We start from the raw sequence: 17,523 nt of genomic DNA on the forward strand, positions 1-17,523 counted from the left end.
CACGGTGAGTCCTCACCGTACGGGGTTGCGTCAGGGCGGGGTGAGCCCCCGTATGAGTGCCAGACGTCCGGGTGGCCGGGCGATCCGGACTCGCGACTGGGCCGCCCGCTTCAGTCCATCGCGACGGAGGCTGCGGGCTGGATCTCAGTCGGGACCGTGGCCGAGTCCGCCGGCGAACTCGGCTCGCCCGGGTCGGCGTCGAGGTCGACGATGCCGCGGAGGTAGACCTCGAGCTCCTCGGCCATGTCGACGCTGTCGCGGTCGAGGAGCCACTGCACCTGCAGGCCGTCCATCATGGCCACGGTCGCGCGCGCCGCGCTGTCGGGGCTGACCCCGGGCCGCAGCGCCCCGCGCTCGGCGGCACGCCCGAAGGTGTTCGCGAGGCTTCCGACCGTGAAGCGGTAACGGCGCACGAAGTAGTCGTGCGCGGGGTGGTCGGGCGTCGTGGCCTCTGCCGACAGCGTGCAGTAGAGCTCGACGACGCCGGGCACGGAGGCGTTGTAGCGCGCGAGCTCGACGAGTCCGCGCAGCGTCTGCAGGGGGTCGGGGCCGTCGATGGGGGCCAGCTCGAGCGAGTGCTGGTCGCGCAGGTCGAGCACCTCGGCCAGGAGCGCGCTCTTGGTCGGGAAGTGGTGGAGGAGACCGGCCTCGCTCATGCCCACGGCCTCGGCGATCTCGCGGATCGACCCCGAGCGGTAGCCGCCCTTGGCGAAGACGGCGAGCGCGGCTTCGAGGATCGCCTCGCGGGTCTTGCGGGTCTTGGCGTAGGCGCCCCGGGGGCGCCCTCGGCCGCGCGGCTTCGGCGCCGCATCCGGCGTCGCATCGGTCGTGTCGGTCATCCCTCTCACCTCCCGTGGATTCGCCGTCGAGCCTAGTCGGTGGCCGCACCGCACCGGACGGAGGTCTCCGTTTCGGGCGGATGCTGCGGCGTCCTCTTTCCATCGTGGCACCCGCTGAAACAAAAACCTAGTGATCATTAGAAATTCTTCCGTGAAAACCTAGTGTGCACTTGGAATTCGTGCTAGCTTCCATCCCACGAGGCGATCCGCAGTGGTATCGCCCTTGATCAAGAGGACCGAAGATGCTCCGATGGAGGAAGGCCACAGCAGCCGCCGCGATCGTCGCCGCAGCAGCAACGGCAGCGCTCGCGCTCACCGGCTGCGCGGCTGACAGCGCGGGATCCACCGCTGGTGGAGGCACCCTGACGCTCGGCGCGATCGCCGCGCCCACCACGTACGACGTAGCCGGCTCCGAGTGGGGCAACCGTGCGCCGTTCTACCAGGCCGTGTACGACACGCTCCTGCTCGCGACGTCGGAGGGCACGATCGAGCCGTTCCTCGCCTCGGCCTACGCGTACGACGAGACGAACACCGTGCTCACGCTCACCATCCGCGACGACGTCACCTTCACCGACGGCTCGAAGCTCACCGCCGATGTCGTGAAGCAGAACCTCGAGCGGTTCAAGTCGGGCACCTCGCCCGACGCCGGCTACTTCGCGGGCATCGCCTCGATCGAGGCGCCCGACGACACCACCGTGGTCATCACGCTCACCGCGCCCGACCCGGCGATGCTCAACTACCTCACCCGCGACCCGGGCCTCATCGCCAGCGGCGAGGCGCTCGCCGACCCCGAGTCGCTCGCGACCGACCCGGTCGGGTCCGGCCCGTACGTGCTCGACACCGAGGCGACCGTCACCGGTACGAGCTACACGTACACGAAGAACCCCGACTACTGGAACCCCGACCTGCAGCACTACGACAACCTCGTGATCAACGTGCTCGGCGACCCGACGGCGGCGCTCAACGCCATCAAGGCCGGCGAGGTCAACGCCATCAAGCTCGCCACCAACGACAACCTGGCCGAGGTCGAGGGCGCCGGCTGGACCGTCAACTCCAACGAGCTCGACTTCCAGGGCCTGCTGCTGCTCGACCGTGCCGGCACGATGAACCCGGCGCTCGCCGACGTCCGCGTGCGCCAGGCCATCAACTACGCCTTCGACCGCCCTGCGCTGCTGAGCGCGCTGCAGAACGACCACGGCACCGTCACCGAGCAGGTCTTCCCCGAGACGAGCGCCGCCTTCGACGCCTCGCTCGACGACACCTACTCGTACGACCCCGAGAAGGCCAAGGAACTCCTCAAGGAGGCCGGCTACGGCGACGGGCTGACGATCGCGATGCCCAGCACCCCGCTGCTCGGCGCGAACACGTTCACGCTGATCGCGCAGCAGCTCGCCGACGTGGGCATCACCGCCGAGTACACCGACCCGGGCAACAACTTCATCGCCGACCTGCTCGCGCCGAAGTTCCCCGCGTCCTTCATGGCACTCGAGCAGAACCCCGACTGGCAGCTCATCCAGTTCATGATCGCCCCGAACGCCATCTTCAACCCGTTCCACTACGCCGACCCCAAGGTCGACGAGATGATCGTCACGATCCAGAGCGGTGACGAGGCGACGCAGGACGAGACGGTCAAGGAGCTCAACAAGTACCTCGTCGAGCAGGCCTGGTTCGCACCGTTCTACCGCGTGCAGGGCAGCTTCCCGTCGGACGCGAACACATCGGTCACGATGATGCCGACCAACGCCTACCCGGCGATCTACGACATCCAGCCCAAGGGCTGAGTCGACTCCCGGCCCGTCGCGGATGACCGCGGCGGGCCGGGCCCCACACCCGGTCGCGCACCAGCCGGCCGTCCCGGAACCGTTCCACCACCACGGAGTCCACCATGCTTCCATTCGTGCTGCGGCGCATCGCCTCCGGCATCGTGATGCTGTTCGTGATCTCGTTCGTCGCGTACACCCTCCTCTACCTGAGCGGCGGTGACATCGCCCGCCGCATCCTCGGCCAGAACGCCAGCCAGGACGTCGTCGCGCAGAAGGCCGCCGAGCTCGGCCTCGATCGGCCGCTCCTCACCCAGTACTTCGACTGGCTCACCTCGGCTCTGACGGGCGACTTCGGCCGCTCGTGGTTCACCGGCCAGCTCGTGTCCGCGAGCCTCTCGAGCCGCCTCGCGGTGACGCTCTCGCTCGTCATCGGCACCACGATCGTCGCCGCGATCGTCTCGGTCGTGCTCGGTGTGCTCGCCGCACGCCGCGGCGGCTGGATCGACGCCGTCGTGCAGTTCGTCGCGGTCATCGGCTTCGCCATCCCGGGCTTCCTCATCGCCCTCGTGCTCGTGCTCGTGTTCGCGATCAACCTCGGCTGGTTCAAGGCCACCGGGTACACGCCGTTCGCGACCTCCCCGAGCGGCTGGGTCGCCTCGGTGACGCTGCCGATCATCGCCCTCGCGATCGGCGCGATCGCGTCGGTCGCCCAGCAGGTGCGCGGCTCGGTGCTCGACGCCCTCTCCCGCGACTACGTGCGCACGCTCCGCAGCCGCGGACTCAGCACCAATCGCGTCGTCTACAAGCACGTGCTGCGCAACGCCGGCGGTCCGGCGCTCGCGGTGCTCGCCGTGCAGTTCGTCGGCCTCCTCTCGGGCGCCGTCATCGTCGAGCAGATCTTCGCGCTCCCCGGCATGGGCCAGCTGTCCGTGCAGGCCACGAGCTCGGGCGACATCCCCGTCGTCATGGGCGTGGTGATCATCTTCGCGATCATCGTCATCGTGGTGAACCTCCTCATCGACCTCGCGCAGGCGGCACTCAACCCGAAGGTGAGACTGTCATGACCACCGCAGTGGACCTCCCCACGAACATCCCGACCCCGCCGGTCAAGACCTCGCTCATGCGGCGCATCGTGCGCCGGCCGATCGGCGTCGTCTCGCTCGGGATCCTCATCGTCGTCGGCATCATCGCCGTCATCGGCCCGTACATCGCGCCGTACGACCCCAACAAGGCATCGCTGCAGCTCGTGCTCGCCCCGCCGAGCGCAGCACACCCGCTCGGCGCCGACAGCGCCGGCCGGGACGTGCTCTCGCGGCTGCTCGTCGCCACCCAGGTGAGCGTCGTCGCGGCACTCCTCGCCCTCGTGACGGCCCTCCTGATCGGCGTGATCTCGGGCCTCATCGCCGGCTACTTCAAGGGCTGGTTCGACTCCGTGTCGGCATGGTTCACGTCGCTCGTGATGGCGCTGCCCGGCATCGTGGTGCTGCTCGCCGTTCGGGCCGTGGTCGGCCCGTCGGTGTGGATCGCGATGTTCACCTTCGGCATCCTGCTCGCCCCCGCCTACTACCGGCTCGTCTACGCCGCCGTCACCGCGGTGCGGTCCGAGCTCTACGTCGACGCCGCCAAGGTGTCCGGCCTCGGCGACGGGCGCATCATCTCGCGACACATCCTCTCGGTCGTGCGCGCGCCCATCATCATCCAGTCGGCGATCATCGCGGGGATCGCCATCGCGATCCAGTCGGGCCTCGAGTTCCTGGGCCTCGGCGACACGTCGGTGCCCACCTGGGGTGGGATGCTCAGCGACGGATTCGCGAACATCTACAAGGAGCCGCTGCTCATGCTGTGGCCCGCCCTCGCGATCGGCATCACGTCGATCGCCCTGACGCTGCTCGCCAACGTCATGCGCGATGCCCTCGAACGCACGGTGCTCGTGCGCCGCCGTCGTCGTCGCGCGGTCGCCACCGCCACGGGCTCGATCGCCGCGGTGACCACGTCGATCGGTGCGGTCACCGGGTCGCTCGACGTGGATGCCGCGTCCGCCCCCGTCATCCGCCACGACGACGACGTGCGCGCCGCCGCGCGGGCCGGCGACACGATCCTCCAGGTCCGCGACCTGCACGTGGGCTACGGGCAGGACGACGGCAGCACCCTCGAGGTGGTGCACGGCGTGTCGCTCGACATCCGCAAGGGCGAGGTGCACGGGCTCATCGGCGAGTCGGGGTCGGGCAAGACCCAGACCGCGTTCGCCGTGCTGGGTCTGCTGCCCCGGGGCGGCCACATCACCGGCGGCTCGATCGACTTCGAAGGCGTGCGGCTCGACCAGGCGTCCGAGAAGGACTACACGGCGATCCGCGGCCGTCGCATCGGCTACATCCCGCAGGAGCCGATGTCGAACCTCGACCCCTCGTTCACGATCGGCAGCCAGCTCGTCGAGCCGCTGCGGAAGAGCCTCGGGCTCAGCAAGAAGGATGCGACCGACAAGGCGCTCTCGCTCCTCGAGCGAGTCGGCATCCCGAACCCGAAGCGCACCTTCGCCGCATACCCGCACGAGGTCTCGGGCGGCATGGCCCAGCGCGTGCTCATCGCCGGGGCGGTCTCGACCGATCCCGACCTGATCATCGCCGACGAGCCCACCACGGCCCTCGACGTCACGGTGCAGGCCGAGGTCCTCGACCTGCTGCGGGACCTCCAGGCCGAGCGGCACATGGCGCTCCTCCTCGTCACCCACAACTTCGGCGTCGTCGCCGACCTCTGCGACCGGGTCTCGGTCATGCAGCAGGGCCTCATCGTCGAGACCGGACCGGTGCGCGCGATCTTCGGGCATGCGGAGCATCCGTACACCCGGTCGCTCCTCGGCGCCATCCTCGACGAGGGCCCCGCGCGGCCCCCGCTCGGCACGCTCCTCACGAAGGGAGGTGCGCGATGAGCGCACCGCTGCTCGAGGTCACGGACCTCGTCGTCGAATACCCCGGCAAGGGATTCCGCGCCAAGCCGTTCCAGGCGCTCAAGGGCGTCTCGATCGACATCCAGCCCGGCGAGACCGTCGGCCTGGTGGGGGAGTCCGGTTCGGGCAAGACCACGCTCGGTCGCGCGGTGCTCGGGCTCGCGCCCGTCACCGGCGGGTCGATCACGTACGACGGCAAGGAGATCGGCCACCTGTCGCGCAGCCAGCGGCGGGCGCTCAGCTCCGAGATCCAGGTCGTCTTCCAGGACCCGTACTCGTCGCTCAACCCGTCGATGACGATCGAGCAGATCCTCATCGAACCGCTGACGGTGCGGGGTGTCGCCTCCGGCGAGGCCAGGCAGCGCGTCGCCACGCTGCTCGAGCAGGTCGGCCTCCCGGTCGACGCCCGGTCGCGCCTGCCGCGCGAGTTCTCGGGCGGCCAGCGCCAGCGCGTCGCCATCGCCCGGGCGCTCGCCCTCGACCCGAAGCTCATCGTGTGCGACGAGCCCGTCTCGGCGCTCGACCTCTCGACCCAGGCCCGCGTGCTCGACCTCTTCATCGAGATCCAGGAGCGCACGGGCGTCGCCTACCTCTTCATCTCCCACGACCTCGCGGTCGTGCGGCACATCAGCCACCGCGTGGCCGTGATGTACCACGGCGAGATCGTGGAGTCGGGCGAGGGCGACCAGGTGACGGCGCGCCCGCAGCATCCGTACACCCAGCGCCTCTTCATGGCCGCGCCCGTGCCCGACCCCGACCAGCAGGAGGAGCGGCGCGTCGCGCGCCGCGCCCTCATGACCACGACCGTCGAAGGATGACGATGACGCACCGCACCGACCCCACCGACCACCTCCGGCCCCTGCTCGCGCAGCTGAGCCTCGAGGACAAGGCCGCCCTCGTGCAGGGCGCCGACTTCTGGACCACCGTGCCGCTGCCGCAGATCGGCCTGCGCGCGATGACCCTGTCCGACGGGCCCGCCGGAGTGCGCGGTCCCGTGTGGGACGAGCGGGACCCGTCGCTCAACATGCCGTCGGGCACGGCCCTCGCGGCGTCGTGGGACACCGACCTCGCCGACCGCTACGGCGCGGCCGCGGCATCCGAGGCCCGTCGCAAGGGAGTGGATGTCGTGCTCGGCCCGACCATCAACCTGCACCGCTCGCCGCTCGGCGGCCGGCACTTCGAGTGCTTCAGCGAGGACCCGTGGCTCTCGGGCGAGCTCGGCGCCGCCTACGTCGAGGGGCTGCAGCGCAACGGCGTCGCCGCCACGCCCAAGCACTACGTGGCGAACGACTCCGAGACCGACCGCTTCACCGTCGACGTGCAGGTCGACGAGCGCGCCTTGCGCGAGCTCTACCTGCTGCCGTTCGAGCGCACCGTCGACTCCGGCGCGTGGGCGATCATGAGCGCCTACAACTCCGTCGACGGCGTGACCATGACCGAGAACGACCTGCTCGAGACGCCCCTCAACTCCGAGTGGGGGTTCGACGGCGTCGTGATCTCCGACTGGACCGCCGTGCGCAGCCTCGGCTCGGTGCCCGCCGCGCAGGACCTCGCGATGCCCGGCCCCGCCCCCGCCTGGGCCGACCTCGCCGAGGCCGTGCGCGACGGACGACTCGACGAGGCCGACCTCGACCGCAAGGTGCTGCGCCTGCTGCTGCTCGCCGAGCGGGTCGGCGCGCTCGAGGGCGCCACCGCCGTGACGCCCGACGCGATCGACGGCCGCGCGTTCGTGCGCGAGGCCGCGATCGAGGGCTCGGTGCTCGTGAAGAACGCCGGCGAGCTGCCGTGGCAGCCGTCGTCGCTCTCGAAGGTCGCCGTGATCGGGCACAACGCCCTGCACGCGCGCACCCAGGGCGGCGGCAGCGCCACCGTGCTGCCCGACCACGTCATCACGCCCATCGACGGCATCCGCGCGGCGCTGCCGCACGCCGAGGTGGTCTACGAGCTCGGCGCCGTCGTGCAGGAGGGCGTCGCCGAGATCCCGCTCGAGCGGCTCACCAACCCCCGCACGGGCGAGCCCGGCCTCGTCGTCACGTTCCGCGACGCCGACGGCGTCGACCTGTTCAGCGAGGACCGCCGCTCGACGGCGCTCGTGTGGTTCGGCGGCGACGCCCCGATCGCGGCATCCGCCACGGTCGAGCTGCACACGACGTTCGTGCCCGAGGAGACCGGCGAGATCCTGCTCGGCTTCGCCACCGCCAAGCACGGTCGCGTCTACGTCGACGGTGTGCTCGTGGTCGACGACCAGCCCGTGATCACCGGCACCGACCTCGGCGCCGCGTTCCTCGCGCCGCCGTCGGCCACCGCGCCCGTGCACGTCGAGGCGGGCGTGCCGCTCGACGTGCGCGCCGTGTTCGAGATGGGCTCGGCGCAGAGCGCGCTCGACGGCGCCCTCAGCGTCACCTTCGGCATCGCGCTCGACGACACCGACCCCGACGGGCTCATCGCCCGCGCGGTGGAGGCGGCCCGCGCGGCCGAGGTCGCCGTGGTCGTCGTGGGCACCAACTCGAAGGTCGAGTCCGAGGGCTACGACCGCGAGAACCTCGACCTGCCCGGCCGGCAGGACGAGCTCGTGCGCGCCGTCGCCGCGGTGAACCCGCGCACGGTCGTCGTCGTCAACTCCGGCTCGCCCGTGCTGCTCCCGTGGCGCGACGACGTCGCCGCCGTGCTCCTCGGGTGGTTCGGCGGCCAGGAGTTCGGCCAGGCCATCGCCGACGTGCTGTTCGGCGTCGCCGAGCCCGGCGGTCGCCTGCCCACCTCCTGGCCGGCGAGCCTCGACGACGTGCCCGTGCGCGACGTCACCCCGCACGAGGGCCGTCTCGAGTACACCGAGGGCATCCACGTGGGCTACCGCGCCTGGCTCCGCGCCGACCGCAGCCCTGCGTACCCCTTCGGGTTCGGGCTCGGCTACACGACGTGGTCGTTCGACGCGATCGAGGTGGCGGATGCCGCGAGCGCCGGCGCCGAAGCATCCGACGCGGGCGATGCCGTGGTGCGCGTGACCGTGACGAACTCGGGCGATCGCGCCGGCAAGCACGTCGTGCAGGTCTACGCCGAGCGCGCGGACTCCGCCGTGGAGCGCCCGGTGCGGTGGCTCGTCGGCTTCGCGGTCGTGCGCGCCGAGGCGGGTGAGACCGTGGTCGCCGAGGTGCCCGTGGCCGCCCGCCGCTTCGCGCACTGGGCCGACGGAGGCTGGCAGGTCGAACCGGGCGAGTTCGCGCTCCTCGCGGGCAGCTCGGTGGCCGACCTCTCGCTCGCCGCCACCTACGCGACCCCCGCGGTGGTGGCAGCATGACCGGCTACCCGAACCCGCTCATCCCGGGCTTCAACCCCGACCCGAGCGTCGTGCGGGTCGGCGACGACTTCTACCTCGCCACGTCGACCTTCGAGTACCTGCCGGGCGTGCCGATCTACCACTCCCGCGACTTCGTGACGTGGACCCTCATCGGCAGCGTCGCGACCCGCGCGGGCCAGTTCGACGTCGAGAAGGTCCCCACGGCGGGCGGTGCGTGGGCGCCGACCATCAGGCACCGCGACGGGGTGTTCCACGTCGTCATCACCGACGCGTTCGGCCGCGGCACCCTGCACTTCACGGCGGAGGACCCGGCGGGCCCGTGGAGCGACGGCGTCGTGTTCGACGGCATCGACGGCATCGACCCCGACCTGGTGTGGGATGAGGACGGCAACGCCTACCTGACCTTCTCGGGGCTCGGCGTGAACCCGGAGCTGCCGACGTTCATGAAGCACCGCGGCCTGCTGCAGGCGCGCGTCGACCTCGAGACCGGGCGCGCGCTCGAGGAGCCGCGCAGCATCTGGTCGGGCGTCGGGGGCCAGTTCCCCGAGGCGCCGCATCTCTACCGGATCGGCGACTGGTGGTACCTCGTCATCGCCGAGGGCGGCACCGAGCGCGGCCACAGCGTGAGCGTCGCGCGCTCGACGAGCCCCGAGGGCCCGTTCGAGAACGCGCCGGGCAACCCGCTGCTCACGGCACGCGGCACCGACCGGCCGATCCAGAACACCGGCCATGGCGACCTCGTGCAGGGCCCCGACGGCGAGTGGCTGCTCGTGCTGCTGGGCGTGCGTCCGCGCAGCATGACCCGCGCGTTCTCGGCGCTGGGCCGCGAGACCTACGTGACCACGGTCACGTGGGGCGACGACGGCTGGCCGGCGTTCGAGCCGGTGCAGCTGACGCCGCGGCCGGGCGTCGTGACGCTCCGCGAGGAGTTCGACGGCAGCGAGCTCGGCCCCGAGTGGATGTCGGTGCGCCGCACGCCCGCGTCGGTCGCCGACCTCGGCGCGCGCGCCGGCTCGGTCGTGCTGCGCGCCGACGGCTCGACGCTCGACGACCTCATTCCCGTGTTCCTCGGGCGACGCCAGCAGCACCAGACGGCGCGCGCCACGATCGCCGTCGACGTCGCGAACGGCGTCGGCGGGCTCGCGGTGCGGTACGACGAGAAGTTCCACTACTCGATCGCCGCCGGCGCGGGTCGGATCGTCGCCCGCGGCGCCATCCCCGGCTTCGAGCGCACCGCCGAGCTGCCGCTGACCGCCACGACGCTCGAGCTCGAGGTGCGCAGCCGTCGTCCCGAGGGCGACTCGTTCGAGGCCCGCACCTCCGACGTCGTCGAGCTCGCCGCCACCGTCGACGGGGAGCGCACGGTGCTCCTCGAGCTCGACGGCCGCTACCTCTCCTCCGAGGTCGCCGAGTCGTTCACCGGTCGCGTGATCGGGCTGTTCGCCCGCGAGGGCGAGATCGCCGTCGATCGCTTCGAGTACGAGGGATCCGACGACTGAGCGCCCGGCGACCGAGCGCCCGGCGACCGTTCCGGCACTGACGCAACCCCATCGAAAGGCACCTGATGTTCGACCGCTCCTCCACGTTCGGCGATGCCCTCGACGACGACGCCGCCCGTGCGGTGCTCGAGACGTTCCTGCCGGGCATCGCGGCCTCGCCCATGGCCGGCCAGTTCCGCGGTGCCCGGCTGGGGCAGCTCATCGCGATCTCGCCCGCGCTGCGCGAGGACGAGGCGGAGCAGGACAGGTTCTGGGCGGCGCTCGCCGAGGTGCCCGGTGACGGCGAGGTCACGCCCCGCGAGTACTCCCCGGCGATCGCGCCCGACCCGGCGTACGAGGGCGACGACGTGACCCGTGCGTCCGCCCGTGTCACAATGCCGTCGGTGCCGGTCGAGCGCTGGGGCGTCGTCGAGCTGCGGTTCGACGGGCCGAGTCACGGCAACCCGTTCGTCGACGTCGAGCTGGGCGCTCGCGTCACGCACGGCGACCGCGCCTTCCACATCGGCGGGTTCTACGACGGCGACGGCACGTACCGCATCCGGTTCCTCGCCGAGCGCGAGGGGGAGTGGCACTTCGAGACGACGTCGACGGCGCGCTCGCTCGACGGACTGTCGGGCGCGGTGCAGGTCGGCCCCGCGGCATCCGGAAGCCATGGTCCCGTGCGGGTCGACGGACTGCACTTCGCACACGCCGACGGCACCCGCTACCGACCGGTCGGCACGACCGCGTACGCGTGGACGCACCAACCCGAGGAGCTGCAGCAGCGCACGCTCGGGGCGCTCGCGGAGTCGCCGTTCAACAAGATGCGCATGTGCCTCTTCCCGAAGTCGTACCTCTACAACGCGAACGAGCCCGAGCGGTTCCCGTTCCCCGGCTCGCTCGCCGACGGCTTCGACCTCGCGCGGTTCGATCCCGCATACTTCCATGAGCTCGAGGGGCGCGTCGCCGAGCTCGCGGGGCTCGGGATCGAGGCCGACCTGATCCTCTTCCACGCGTACGACCGCTGGGGGTTCGCCGACCTCGGACCGGCGGTCGACGACCGGCTCATCCGGTACGTCGTGCGCCGGCTGGCGGCATCCGCCAACGTGTGGTGGGCGCTCGCCAACGAGTACGACCTCGTGTGGGCGAAGACCACCGCCGACTGGGAGCGCATCGCGGCGATCATCGAGGAGGAGGACCCGCACGGGCACCTTCGCTCCATCCACAACTGCCACGGCTTCTACGATCAGACCCGCCCGTGGATCACGCACGTGAGCGCGCAGCGCATCGACGTCTACCGCACCGCCGAGAACACCGACGCGTGGCGCAGCCAGTACGGCAAGCCCGTGGTCATCGACGAGGTGGGCTACGAGGGCGACATCGACCAGGGCTGGGGCAACCTCACGGGCGAGGAGCTCGTTCGGCGCTGCTGGGAGGGCGCGGTGCGCGGCGGCTACGTCGCCCACGGCGAAACCTACCTCAACGACCGCGAGGAGCTGTGGTGGTCGAAGGGCGGCGAGCTCATCGGCACGAGCCCGGCGCGCATGGGATTCCTCGACGGCATCGTCGCCGAGGCGCCCGGCGGCGTGCTCGACCCGCTCCCGTCGGACTGGGACGTGCCGTGGGGCGGCGTCGCCGGCGAGTACCTCATCGCGTACTTCGGGTTCAACCGGCCGAGCTTCCGCAGCATCGTGCTGCCCGACGGTTCGTTCGAGATCGACGTGATCGACACGTGGAACATGACGGTGGAGCCCGTGCCGGGCGTGCACCGCGGGGCCGTGCGCGTGGAGCTGCCCGCGCGGCAGTACATGGCGGTACGGGCGCGGCGGGTGACGCCGTCGGTCGAGTAGGCGCGCAGCGGTGCAGCGTCGGTCGAGTAGGCGCGCAGCGGTGCAGCGTCGGTCGAGTAGGCGCGCAGCGCCGTATCGAGACCATCCGGCGGCCGGGTCCCCGGGCCTCGATACGCTCGCCGGCGCTCGCTACTCGACCGGCGGGGCGACGCGGGCCTCGATACGCTCGCCGGCGCTCGCTACTCGAGGGCGGGCGGTGGCGGCATGCGCCGGGGGATCGAGTCCGGGTCGAACGTGCGCCTGTGGTGGAGGAACCGCACGTTCGACCCGGTCTCGATGCACCGGGTCGAGCGCTGTGCAACCCCGTTGACGCCGGCGAGCTGCCCTCGTAGACCGGAGATCGGGCGCGAGCGCCGCGCCCGATCGTCACGGAAAGGACACGTCATGACCGTGAAGCTCAACCAGACCGGACTCCGGCACGCCCGCTCGCTCGTGCGCGACGGGAAGGTCGTACGCGACGAGCGCGACGACTGGAGCGAGGACGCGCCGAGCGCCGACGACGAGAACGCCTTCGTCGACGAGCACGGCTGGGGCGAGTACTCCAAGTGGCACCTCGGCGTCGACGACGACATGGACCGCGAGACGAAGGGCCACTACAAGTTCCCGTTCGGCGACTTCTCGAAGGTGCACCGCTGCGCGGTGATCTCGCTCGAGAGCCGCGCCGGCCAGTTCGACCACGACGACATCCGCGACGAGGCGAAGAAGCTCCTCGAGCTCATCGACGAGGGCTGACGACTGACGGCTGAACGCCGAGGGCCGAGGGCTGAGCGCTGATGTGCGGTGCTCGCCGGGAGTGTTCGTCTCCATGGCTCATGTGAACGACGCCTCACATGAGGCGGTGTTCACACGACGGATGGCCGAATACGAACCGCTCGCAACCGGAGAGCTTGACTGGTCTGGCGAGCGAGCGGGCGGGCTCGGCGCAAGGCCACCGAGCAGGCATTGGCCGTGCCGCCCGCCCGGTCACCGATGGCACACTCGAACTCGAGCACCCGGAGGTCGCCATGAATGCCCCCGTCCCCGTCCCCGTCCCCGCCTCCGTCCCGCCCACCGCGGCGGTCGCCGACGCCGCCCTGCGCCTCGGCGTCGACGCCCGGCTCGCGCCCGTGTCGCTGCGATCGCTGCTGCCGTGTCCGCCCGTCGCGGGGCCCGCGCGCCCGGTGACCCACCTGGGCAGCGTCGACGTGCTGCTCGAGACGATCGACGACGCGTCGCCCGGCGACATCCTCGTGATCGACAACGGCGGACGCCTCGACGAGGCCTGCGTCGGCGACCTCATGGTGCTGGAAGCGGAGCGCGCCGGCCTCGCGGCGATGATCGTGTGGGGGCTGCATCGCGACACCGCGCAGCTGCGCGAGATCGGCCTGCCCGTGTTCAGCCTCGGCGCGAATCCGTACGGACCCCGCAGGATCCCGCCCGCCGGACGCCGGATGTCGAGCGCCTTCCTCGACGGTGTCGCGGTGAGCGACGCCGATCACGTGTTCGCCGACGACGACGGGGTGCTCGTCGTCGCATCCGACCACGTCGACCCCGTCGTCGACCTCGCGCGCGACATCCAGCGCGTCGAGACCGCCCAGGCCGAGCGGATGCGGGCGGGCTCCAGCCTGCGCGAGCAACTCGACTTCGCGGGGTACCGCGAGCGCCAGGCGGCCGATCCCGAGCTCACCCTGCGCCGGTACCTGCAGGAGCGCGGCGGCGCCATCGAGGTCTGACGGCGTCCGGTCGAGCGGATGCCGCGAGCAGGCGTCGGCGCGCATGCGGATACCTGTCAAGGGGTCGAGGCCGCACCGGGTCGCGGGCTATCGTCGCCGAAACGGATGCGGGACCGCGTGCTCCGATCGAGTACGCACCGGCGTCACGGAGGGAGTCCCCGAAATGGCACGAGCAACGACACGCACGACGAAGCAGGAGCGCACCGAGTCCGCTCGCGCGCTGAAGGCCGCCAAGAAGGCGAACGCCGAGGCTCGCAAGCTCGCCTCCACCCTTCCGCAGCCGACGCGCGGCAAGCTCGAGGCGGTCGCGGCGACCGAGCGCACGCAGCTCGAGCGGGCGAAGAAGGAGCGCGGCGAGAGCCCGCGCGCGGCAACCCGTCGCGCTCGCCGGTCGGCGGTACGCCTCGAGCGCGCGTCCGCGCGGCTCGGGCCGCGCAACGAGCGACGTTCCACCTCGGCCGACCCGAAGCGGCGGGCGGGCTCGATCAAGCGCCAGCGCGTGCAGGCCACCCAGTCGCAGTCGATGCCGGTGAAGGCGGCAGTCCGCACGATCATCACCGCCGTGATGACGCCGACGGACCGCGAGCAGAACAAGAAGGTCGCGAAGCGTCGAGTGCGGCGGATGAAACTGCAGCACGCGCGCTGAGCCGGCATCGCCACAGGTGCACCCCGCCGATCGCGGGGTGCGCCGTCGCGTACAGCACCGCCGTCGATCCTTGCGGCCCGTGCTCCACGGCGGTACGGTGCCGGTATTCGACGGGCGCCGCAGCGCCGACGGCCACCTCGGCACTCGCCGCAGGGCGGAATCATGGATCCCTCGGGGCTTCTCGAAGACGGTCGCTCGGCCTTCGCCGAGCACCGGTGGGGCGACGCGTTCCGCGCGCTGACGGATGCCGACGCGGAGCGCCCGCTCGCGGCGGCGGACCTCGAGCAGCTCGCCACGGCCGCGTTGCTGCTCGGGCAGGACGTCGCGGGCATCGACCTCGGCACGCGGGCGCACGAGGCCTTCCTCGGGGTCGACGCCGTCGGCGCGGCCCGGTGCGCCACCTGGATCGGCCTCTACCTCGAGGGACAGGGCGATGACGCGCGAGCCAACGGCTGGCTCGCGCGGGCCCGCCGCATCGTGTCCGAGGACCCCTCGGCCGAGGCCGCCGGTGCGCTCCTGCTCATACCGGCCGCGCTCGGACACCTGTACTCGGGGCAGCCGGAGCTCGCTGCCCGGACGTTCGAGCAGGCGCTCGTGATCGGGCGCCGGTTCCACGACCGCGACGGGGTGACGCTGGCGCAGCTCGGGCACGGACAGGCGAAGATCATGCTCGGCGATGCGGCGGGGGGCCTCGCCCTGCTCGACGAGGCGATGGTGGCGGTCACCGCGGGCGAGGTCTCGCCCGTGGCATCCGGGATCGTGTACTGCTCGGTGATCGGAAGCTGCCACCTCGCTTTCGACGTTCGGCGGGCGCAGCAATGGACGATCGCGCTGGACCACTGGTGCGGCGAACGGCCCGACATGGTGCTGTTCAGCGGACAGTGCCAGGCGCACCGCGCGGAGCTGTACCGCCTCCACGGCGCGTGGACGGACGCGATGGCGGCAGCCCGAGTCGCTCAGGATCGGGCGCGGGCGGGCGACTGGGCCGGCGTCTTCGGTGCGTGGTACCAGGAGGCCGAGGTGCATCGACTGCGCGGCGAGACGGAGGCGGCCGAGGCGGCCTACCACCGCGCGGGCGAGGCCGGATACCCGCCCGAGCCGGGTCTCGCGCTGCTGCGACTCGCGCAGGGGAACGTGCGCATCGCGCGTTCCCTCCTCCGCGAGGCCGTCGAGCAGGCCGACCCCGCGACACGGCGTGGACTGCTCGCCGCGCTCGTCGAGGTCGAGCTCGCAGCCGGCGACGTCGCCGCCGCCCGGACCGCGACAGACGAGCTGGCCGCCGCGACACCCGACGACGCGATGCCCCTCATGCGCGCCATCGCGGCCCGGTGCGAGGCATCCGTGCGCCTCGAGGAGGGCGACGCCCGCGGCGCGCTCGGTGCATTGCGCACGGCGTGGGCGAGCTGGCAGGAGGTCGACGCCCCCTACGAGGCGGCTCGGTGCCGGGTGCTCTCGGCTCGAGCCTGGCGGATGCTCGGCGACGAGACGGCTGCCTCGATGGACGCTGAGGCCGCCCGGGCGGTGTTCTCCGAACTCGGTGCGCTGCCCGATCTGCTCGCGGTCGACGCGCTGCCGCACGGTGGGGCGGGGTCGACGGCACCGCTGACGGCGCGAGAGGTCGAGGTCGTGTGCCTCGTGGCGGAAGGGAAGACCAACCGCGCCATCGCGGGCGAGCTCTACCTCAGCGAGAAGACGGTGGATCGCCACCTCAGCAACGTGTTCGCGAAGCTCGGCGTCTCGTCGCGGGCGGCGGCGACCGCCTACGCCTACGAGCATGCCCTGCTCTGACTCCACGTGATTGCGCCGACCGGAGCAGCGGGTCGCTCCATCCGGATCGCGAGAATGGGTGATTCACCTGATGCCCCGGCCGGGCGTCGCCCGTAGCGTCGGATGCATGGACGTCGCAGTGTTCGCCGGCGTCGTCTCGGCCGGCCTCTTCGCCATGAGCTACCTGCCCATGCTGGTGAAGGCCGCCCGTTCGAAGGATCTCTCGTCGTACAGCCTGGGCAACCTCGCGATCACCAACGCGGGCAACGTGCTGTACTCGGTCTACGTCTTCAGCCTGCCGATCGGGCCCATCTGGTTCCTCCACGGGTTCTACCTCGTCGCCTCGGCGCTCATGCTCACCTGGTTCCTGCGGTACCGCCGCCGGTGGCAGCGAACGGACGGCCAGGACCTCGCCGAACCGATCGCGGCCGAGCAGGCGACCCGGCGGTCGCGGCTCCGCCCGCTGTGACCTAGGACCCGGTCCCGCGCCGCCGCTCCCGTTACGTTGGTGGAGCGGGGCGCTCCGTCTGGGACCGCCGTGTGGACGAGGAGGTTCATCATGAGGGCACGACTGGGACTGCTCGCCGTGGTGGGCGCCTTGGCGCTGGGCGTGGGGTTCGCCGCGCCGGCGGTGGCCGCCATCGAGCCACCGGGCGACTGGATGAGCGTCACGAAGGTCATGGTGAACAGGCTCGGCGGCGTGAACGTCTCGGGCGAGGTGAGCTGCGCGGGGTCGTACCAGCGGCTCGTCGACGGCCAACTCGGTTACGACGACGACGGGCAGTGGGTGCCCGTGCCGTTCGTCGAAGGCGACCTCGTGGTGATGAGCGCCAACAACGACAACTACACCGTGAGCCAGCCGGCGGGCCGCAAGACGATGATCCGGGTGACGCACGGTTCATCGCGGATGAACCCCTGCTTCCTCACCGCCCCGACGCAGCCCGACGGCAGTGCATTCCCCGCCTGGGTGGGCTGCCAGGCGGACGGCGCCCCGTGCCGCTGGGAGACCGACGCCTACGCCTACGACCATGACGCGAACGGTCCGCTGTACGACTACTCCTCGGACGGCAAGTTCAAGTCCGGGTTGCTGAACGTCGACGCCCAGAGCATCGGGCTCCTCGTGCAGATCCTCCACGCTGACCAGACCTGGGATGTCTACTTCATCCAGGAGGGCAGCTACGCCATGGCCTCGACCGCGATCAAGGCCGTCAACGCTCGATAGGCGGGCC

Annotated in this window: 14 protein-coding genes; 13 read left to right on the forward strand and 1 reads right to left on the reverse strand. The window is 71.4% G+C overall.

What is annotated here, in order from left to right; translation table 11 throughout:
- Positions 1–110: 110 nt before the first annotated feature.
- Positions 111–839 carry a TetR/AcrR family transcriptional regulator gene (locus EDM22_RS02845; protein ID WP_122935530.1) on the reverse strand — a complete coding sequence of 243 codons (729 nt, stop codon included), beginning with the start codon at positions 837–839 and terminating at the stop codon, positions 111–113.
- Positions 840–1,081: 242 nt separating this feature from the next.
- On the opposite strand from EDM22_RS02845, the gene EDM22_RS02850 reads away from it, so the two are divergent.
- The 13 genes from EDM22_RS02850 (at position 1,082) to EDM22_RS02910 (ending at position 17,516) form a co-directional block, all read left to right on the forward strand.
- Positions 1,082–2,620, forward strand: coding sequence for an ABC transporter substrate-binding protein (locus tag EDM22_RS02850; RefSeq protein ID WP_122935531.1), 1,539 nt, complete (start codon positions 1,082–1,084; stop codon positions 2,618–2,620).
- Positions 2,621–2,724: 104 nt separating this feature from the next.
- Entirely contained in the window at positions 2,725–3,666 is a 942-nt protein-coding gene (locus EDM22_RS02855; RefSeq protein WP_122935532.1) for an ABC transporter permease, read from the forward strand.
- Positions 3,663–5,528 carry a dipeptide/oligopeptide/nickel ABC transporter permease/ATP-binding protein gene (locus EDM22_RS02860; protein WP_122935533.1) on the forward strand — a complete coding sequence of 622 codons (1,866 nt, stop codon included), beginning with the start codon at positions 3,663–3,665 and terminating at the stop codon, positions 5,526–5,528. The genes EDM22_RS02855 and EDM22_RS02860 overlap by 4 nt, the downstream gene beginning before the upstream one ends.
- Positions 5,525–6,364, forward strand: a complete 840-nt coding sequence (locus EDM22_RS02865; RefSeq protein WP_122935534.1) for an ATP-binding cassette domain-containing protein — start codon at positions 5,525–5,527, stop codon at positions 6,362–6,364. Before EDM22_RS02860 ends, EDM22_RS02865 begins: the two co-directional genes overlap by 4 nt.
- Positions 6,361–8,841 carry a glycoside hydrolase family 3 protein gene (locus EDM22_RS02870; RefSeq protein ID WP_122935535.1) on the forward strand — a complete coding sequence of 827 codons (2,481 nt, stop codon included), beginning with the start codon at positions 6,361–6,363 and terminating at the stop codon, positions 8,839–8,841. The genes EDM22_RS02865 and EDM22_RS02870 overlap by 4 nt, the downstream gene beginning before the upstream one ends.
- A complete protein-coding gene (locus EDM22_RS02875) occupies positions 8,838–10,340 on the forward strand; it encodes a glycoside hydrolase family 43 protein (protein ID WP_122935536.1) in 1,503 nt (500 codons plus the stop codon). The genes EDM22_RS02870 and EDM22_RS02875 overlap by 4 nt, the downstream gene beginning before the upstream one ends.
- A 65-nt stretch (positions 10,341–10,405) precedes the next feature.
- Positions 10,406–12,169: a DUF5605 domain-containing protein gene (locus tag EDM22_RS02880; protein ID WP_122935537.1), complete on the forward strand. Its 1,764-nt coding sequence runs from the start codon at positions 10,406–10,408 to the stop codon at positions 12,167–12,169.
- A gap of 384 nt (positions 12,170–12,553) precedes the next feature.
- Positions 12,554–12,901, forward strand: coding sequence for a hypothetical protein (locus tag EDM22_RS02885; RefSeq protein WP_122935538.1), 348 nt, complete (start codon positions 12,554–12,556; stop codon positions 12,899–12,901).
- 272 nt (positions 12,902–13,173) lie between these two features.
- The gene (locus EDM22_RS02890) at positions 13,174–13,881 is read left to right on the forward strand and encodes an RraA family protein (protein WP_122935539.1); all 708 of its coding nucleotides are present in this window, start codon (positions 13,174–13,176) and stop codon (positions 13,879–13,881) included.
- A gap of 163 nt (positions 13,882–14,044) precedes the next feature.
- A complete protein-coding gene (locus EDM22_RS02895) occupies positions 14,045–14,527 on the forward strand; it encodes a hypothetical protein (RefSeq protein WP_122935540.1) in 483 nt (160 codons plus the stop codon).
- A gap of 162 nt (positions 14,528–14,689) precedes the next feature.
- Positions 14,690–16,315 carry a LuxR family transcriptional regulator gene (locus EDM22_RS02900; RefSeq protein WP_122935541.1) on the forward strand — a complete coding sequence of 542 codons (1,626 nt, stop codon included), beginning with the start codon at positions 14,690–14,692 and terminating at the stop codon, positions 16,313–16,315.
- Positions 16,316–16,421: 106 nt separating this feature from the next.
- Entirely contained in the window at positions 16,422–16,763 is a 342-nt protein-coding gene (locus tag EDM22_RS02905) for a hypothetical protein (protein ID WP_245989140.1), read from the forward strand.
- A 90-nt stretch (positions 16,764–16,853) separates the two neighbouring features.
- A complete protein-coding gene (locus EDM22_RS02910) occupies positions 16,854–17,516 on the forward strand; it encodes a hypothetical protein (protein WP_122935542.1) in 663 nt (220 codons plus the stop codon).
- Positions 17,517–17,523 lie beyond the last annotated feature (7 nt).

This window comes from Agromyces tardus (assembly GCF_003710805.1).
Classification (GTDB): domain Bacteria; phylum Actinomycetota; class Actinomycetes; order Actinomycetales; family Microbacteriaceae; genus Agromyces; species Agromyces tardus.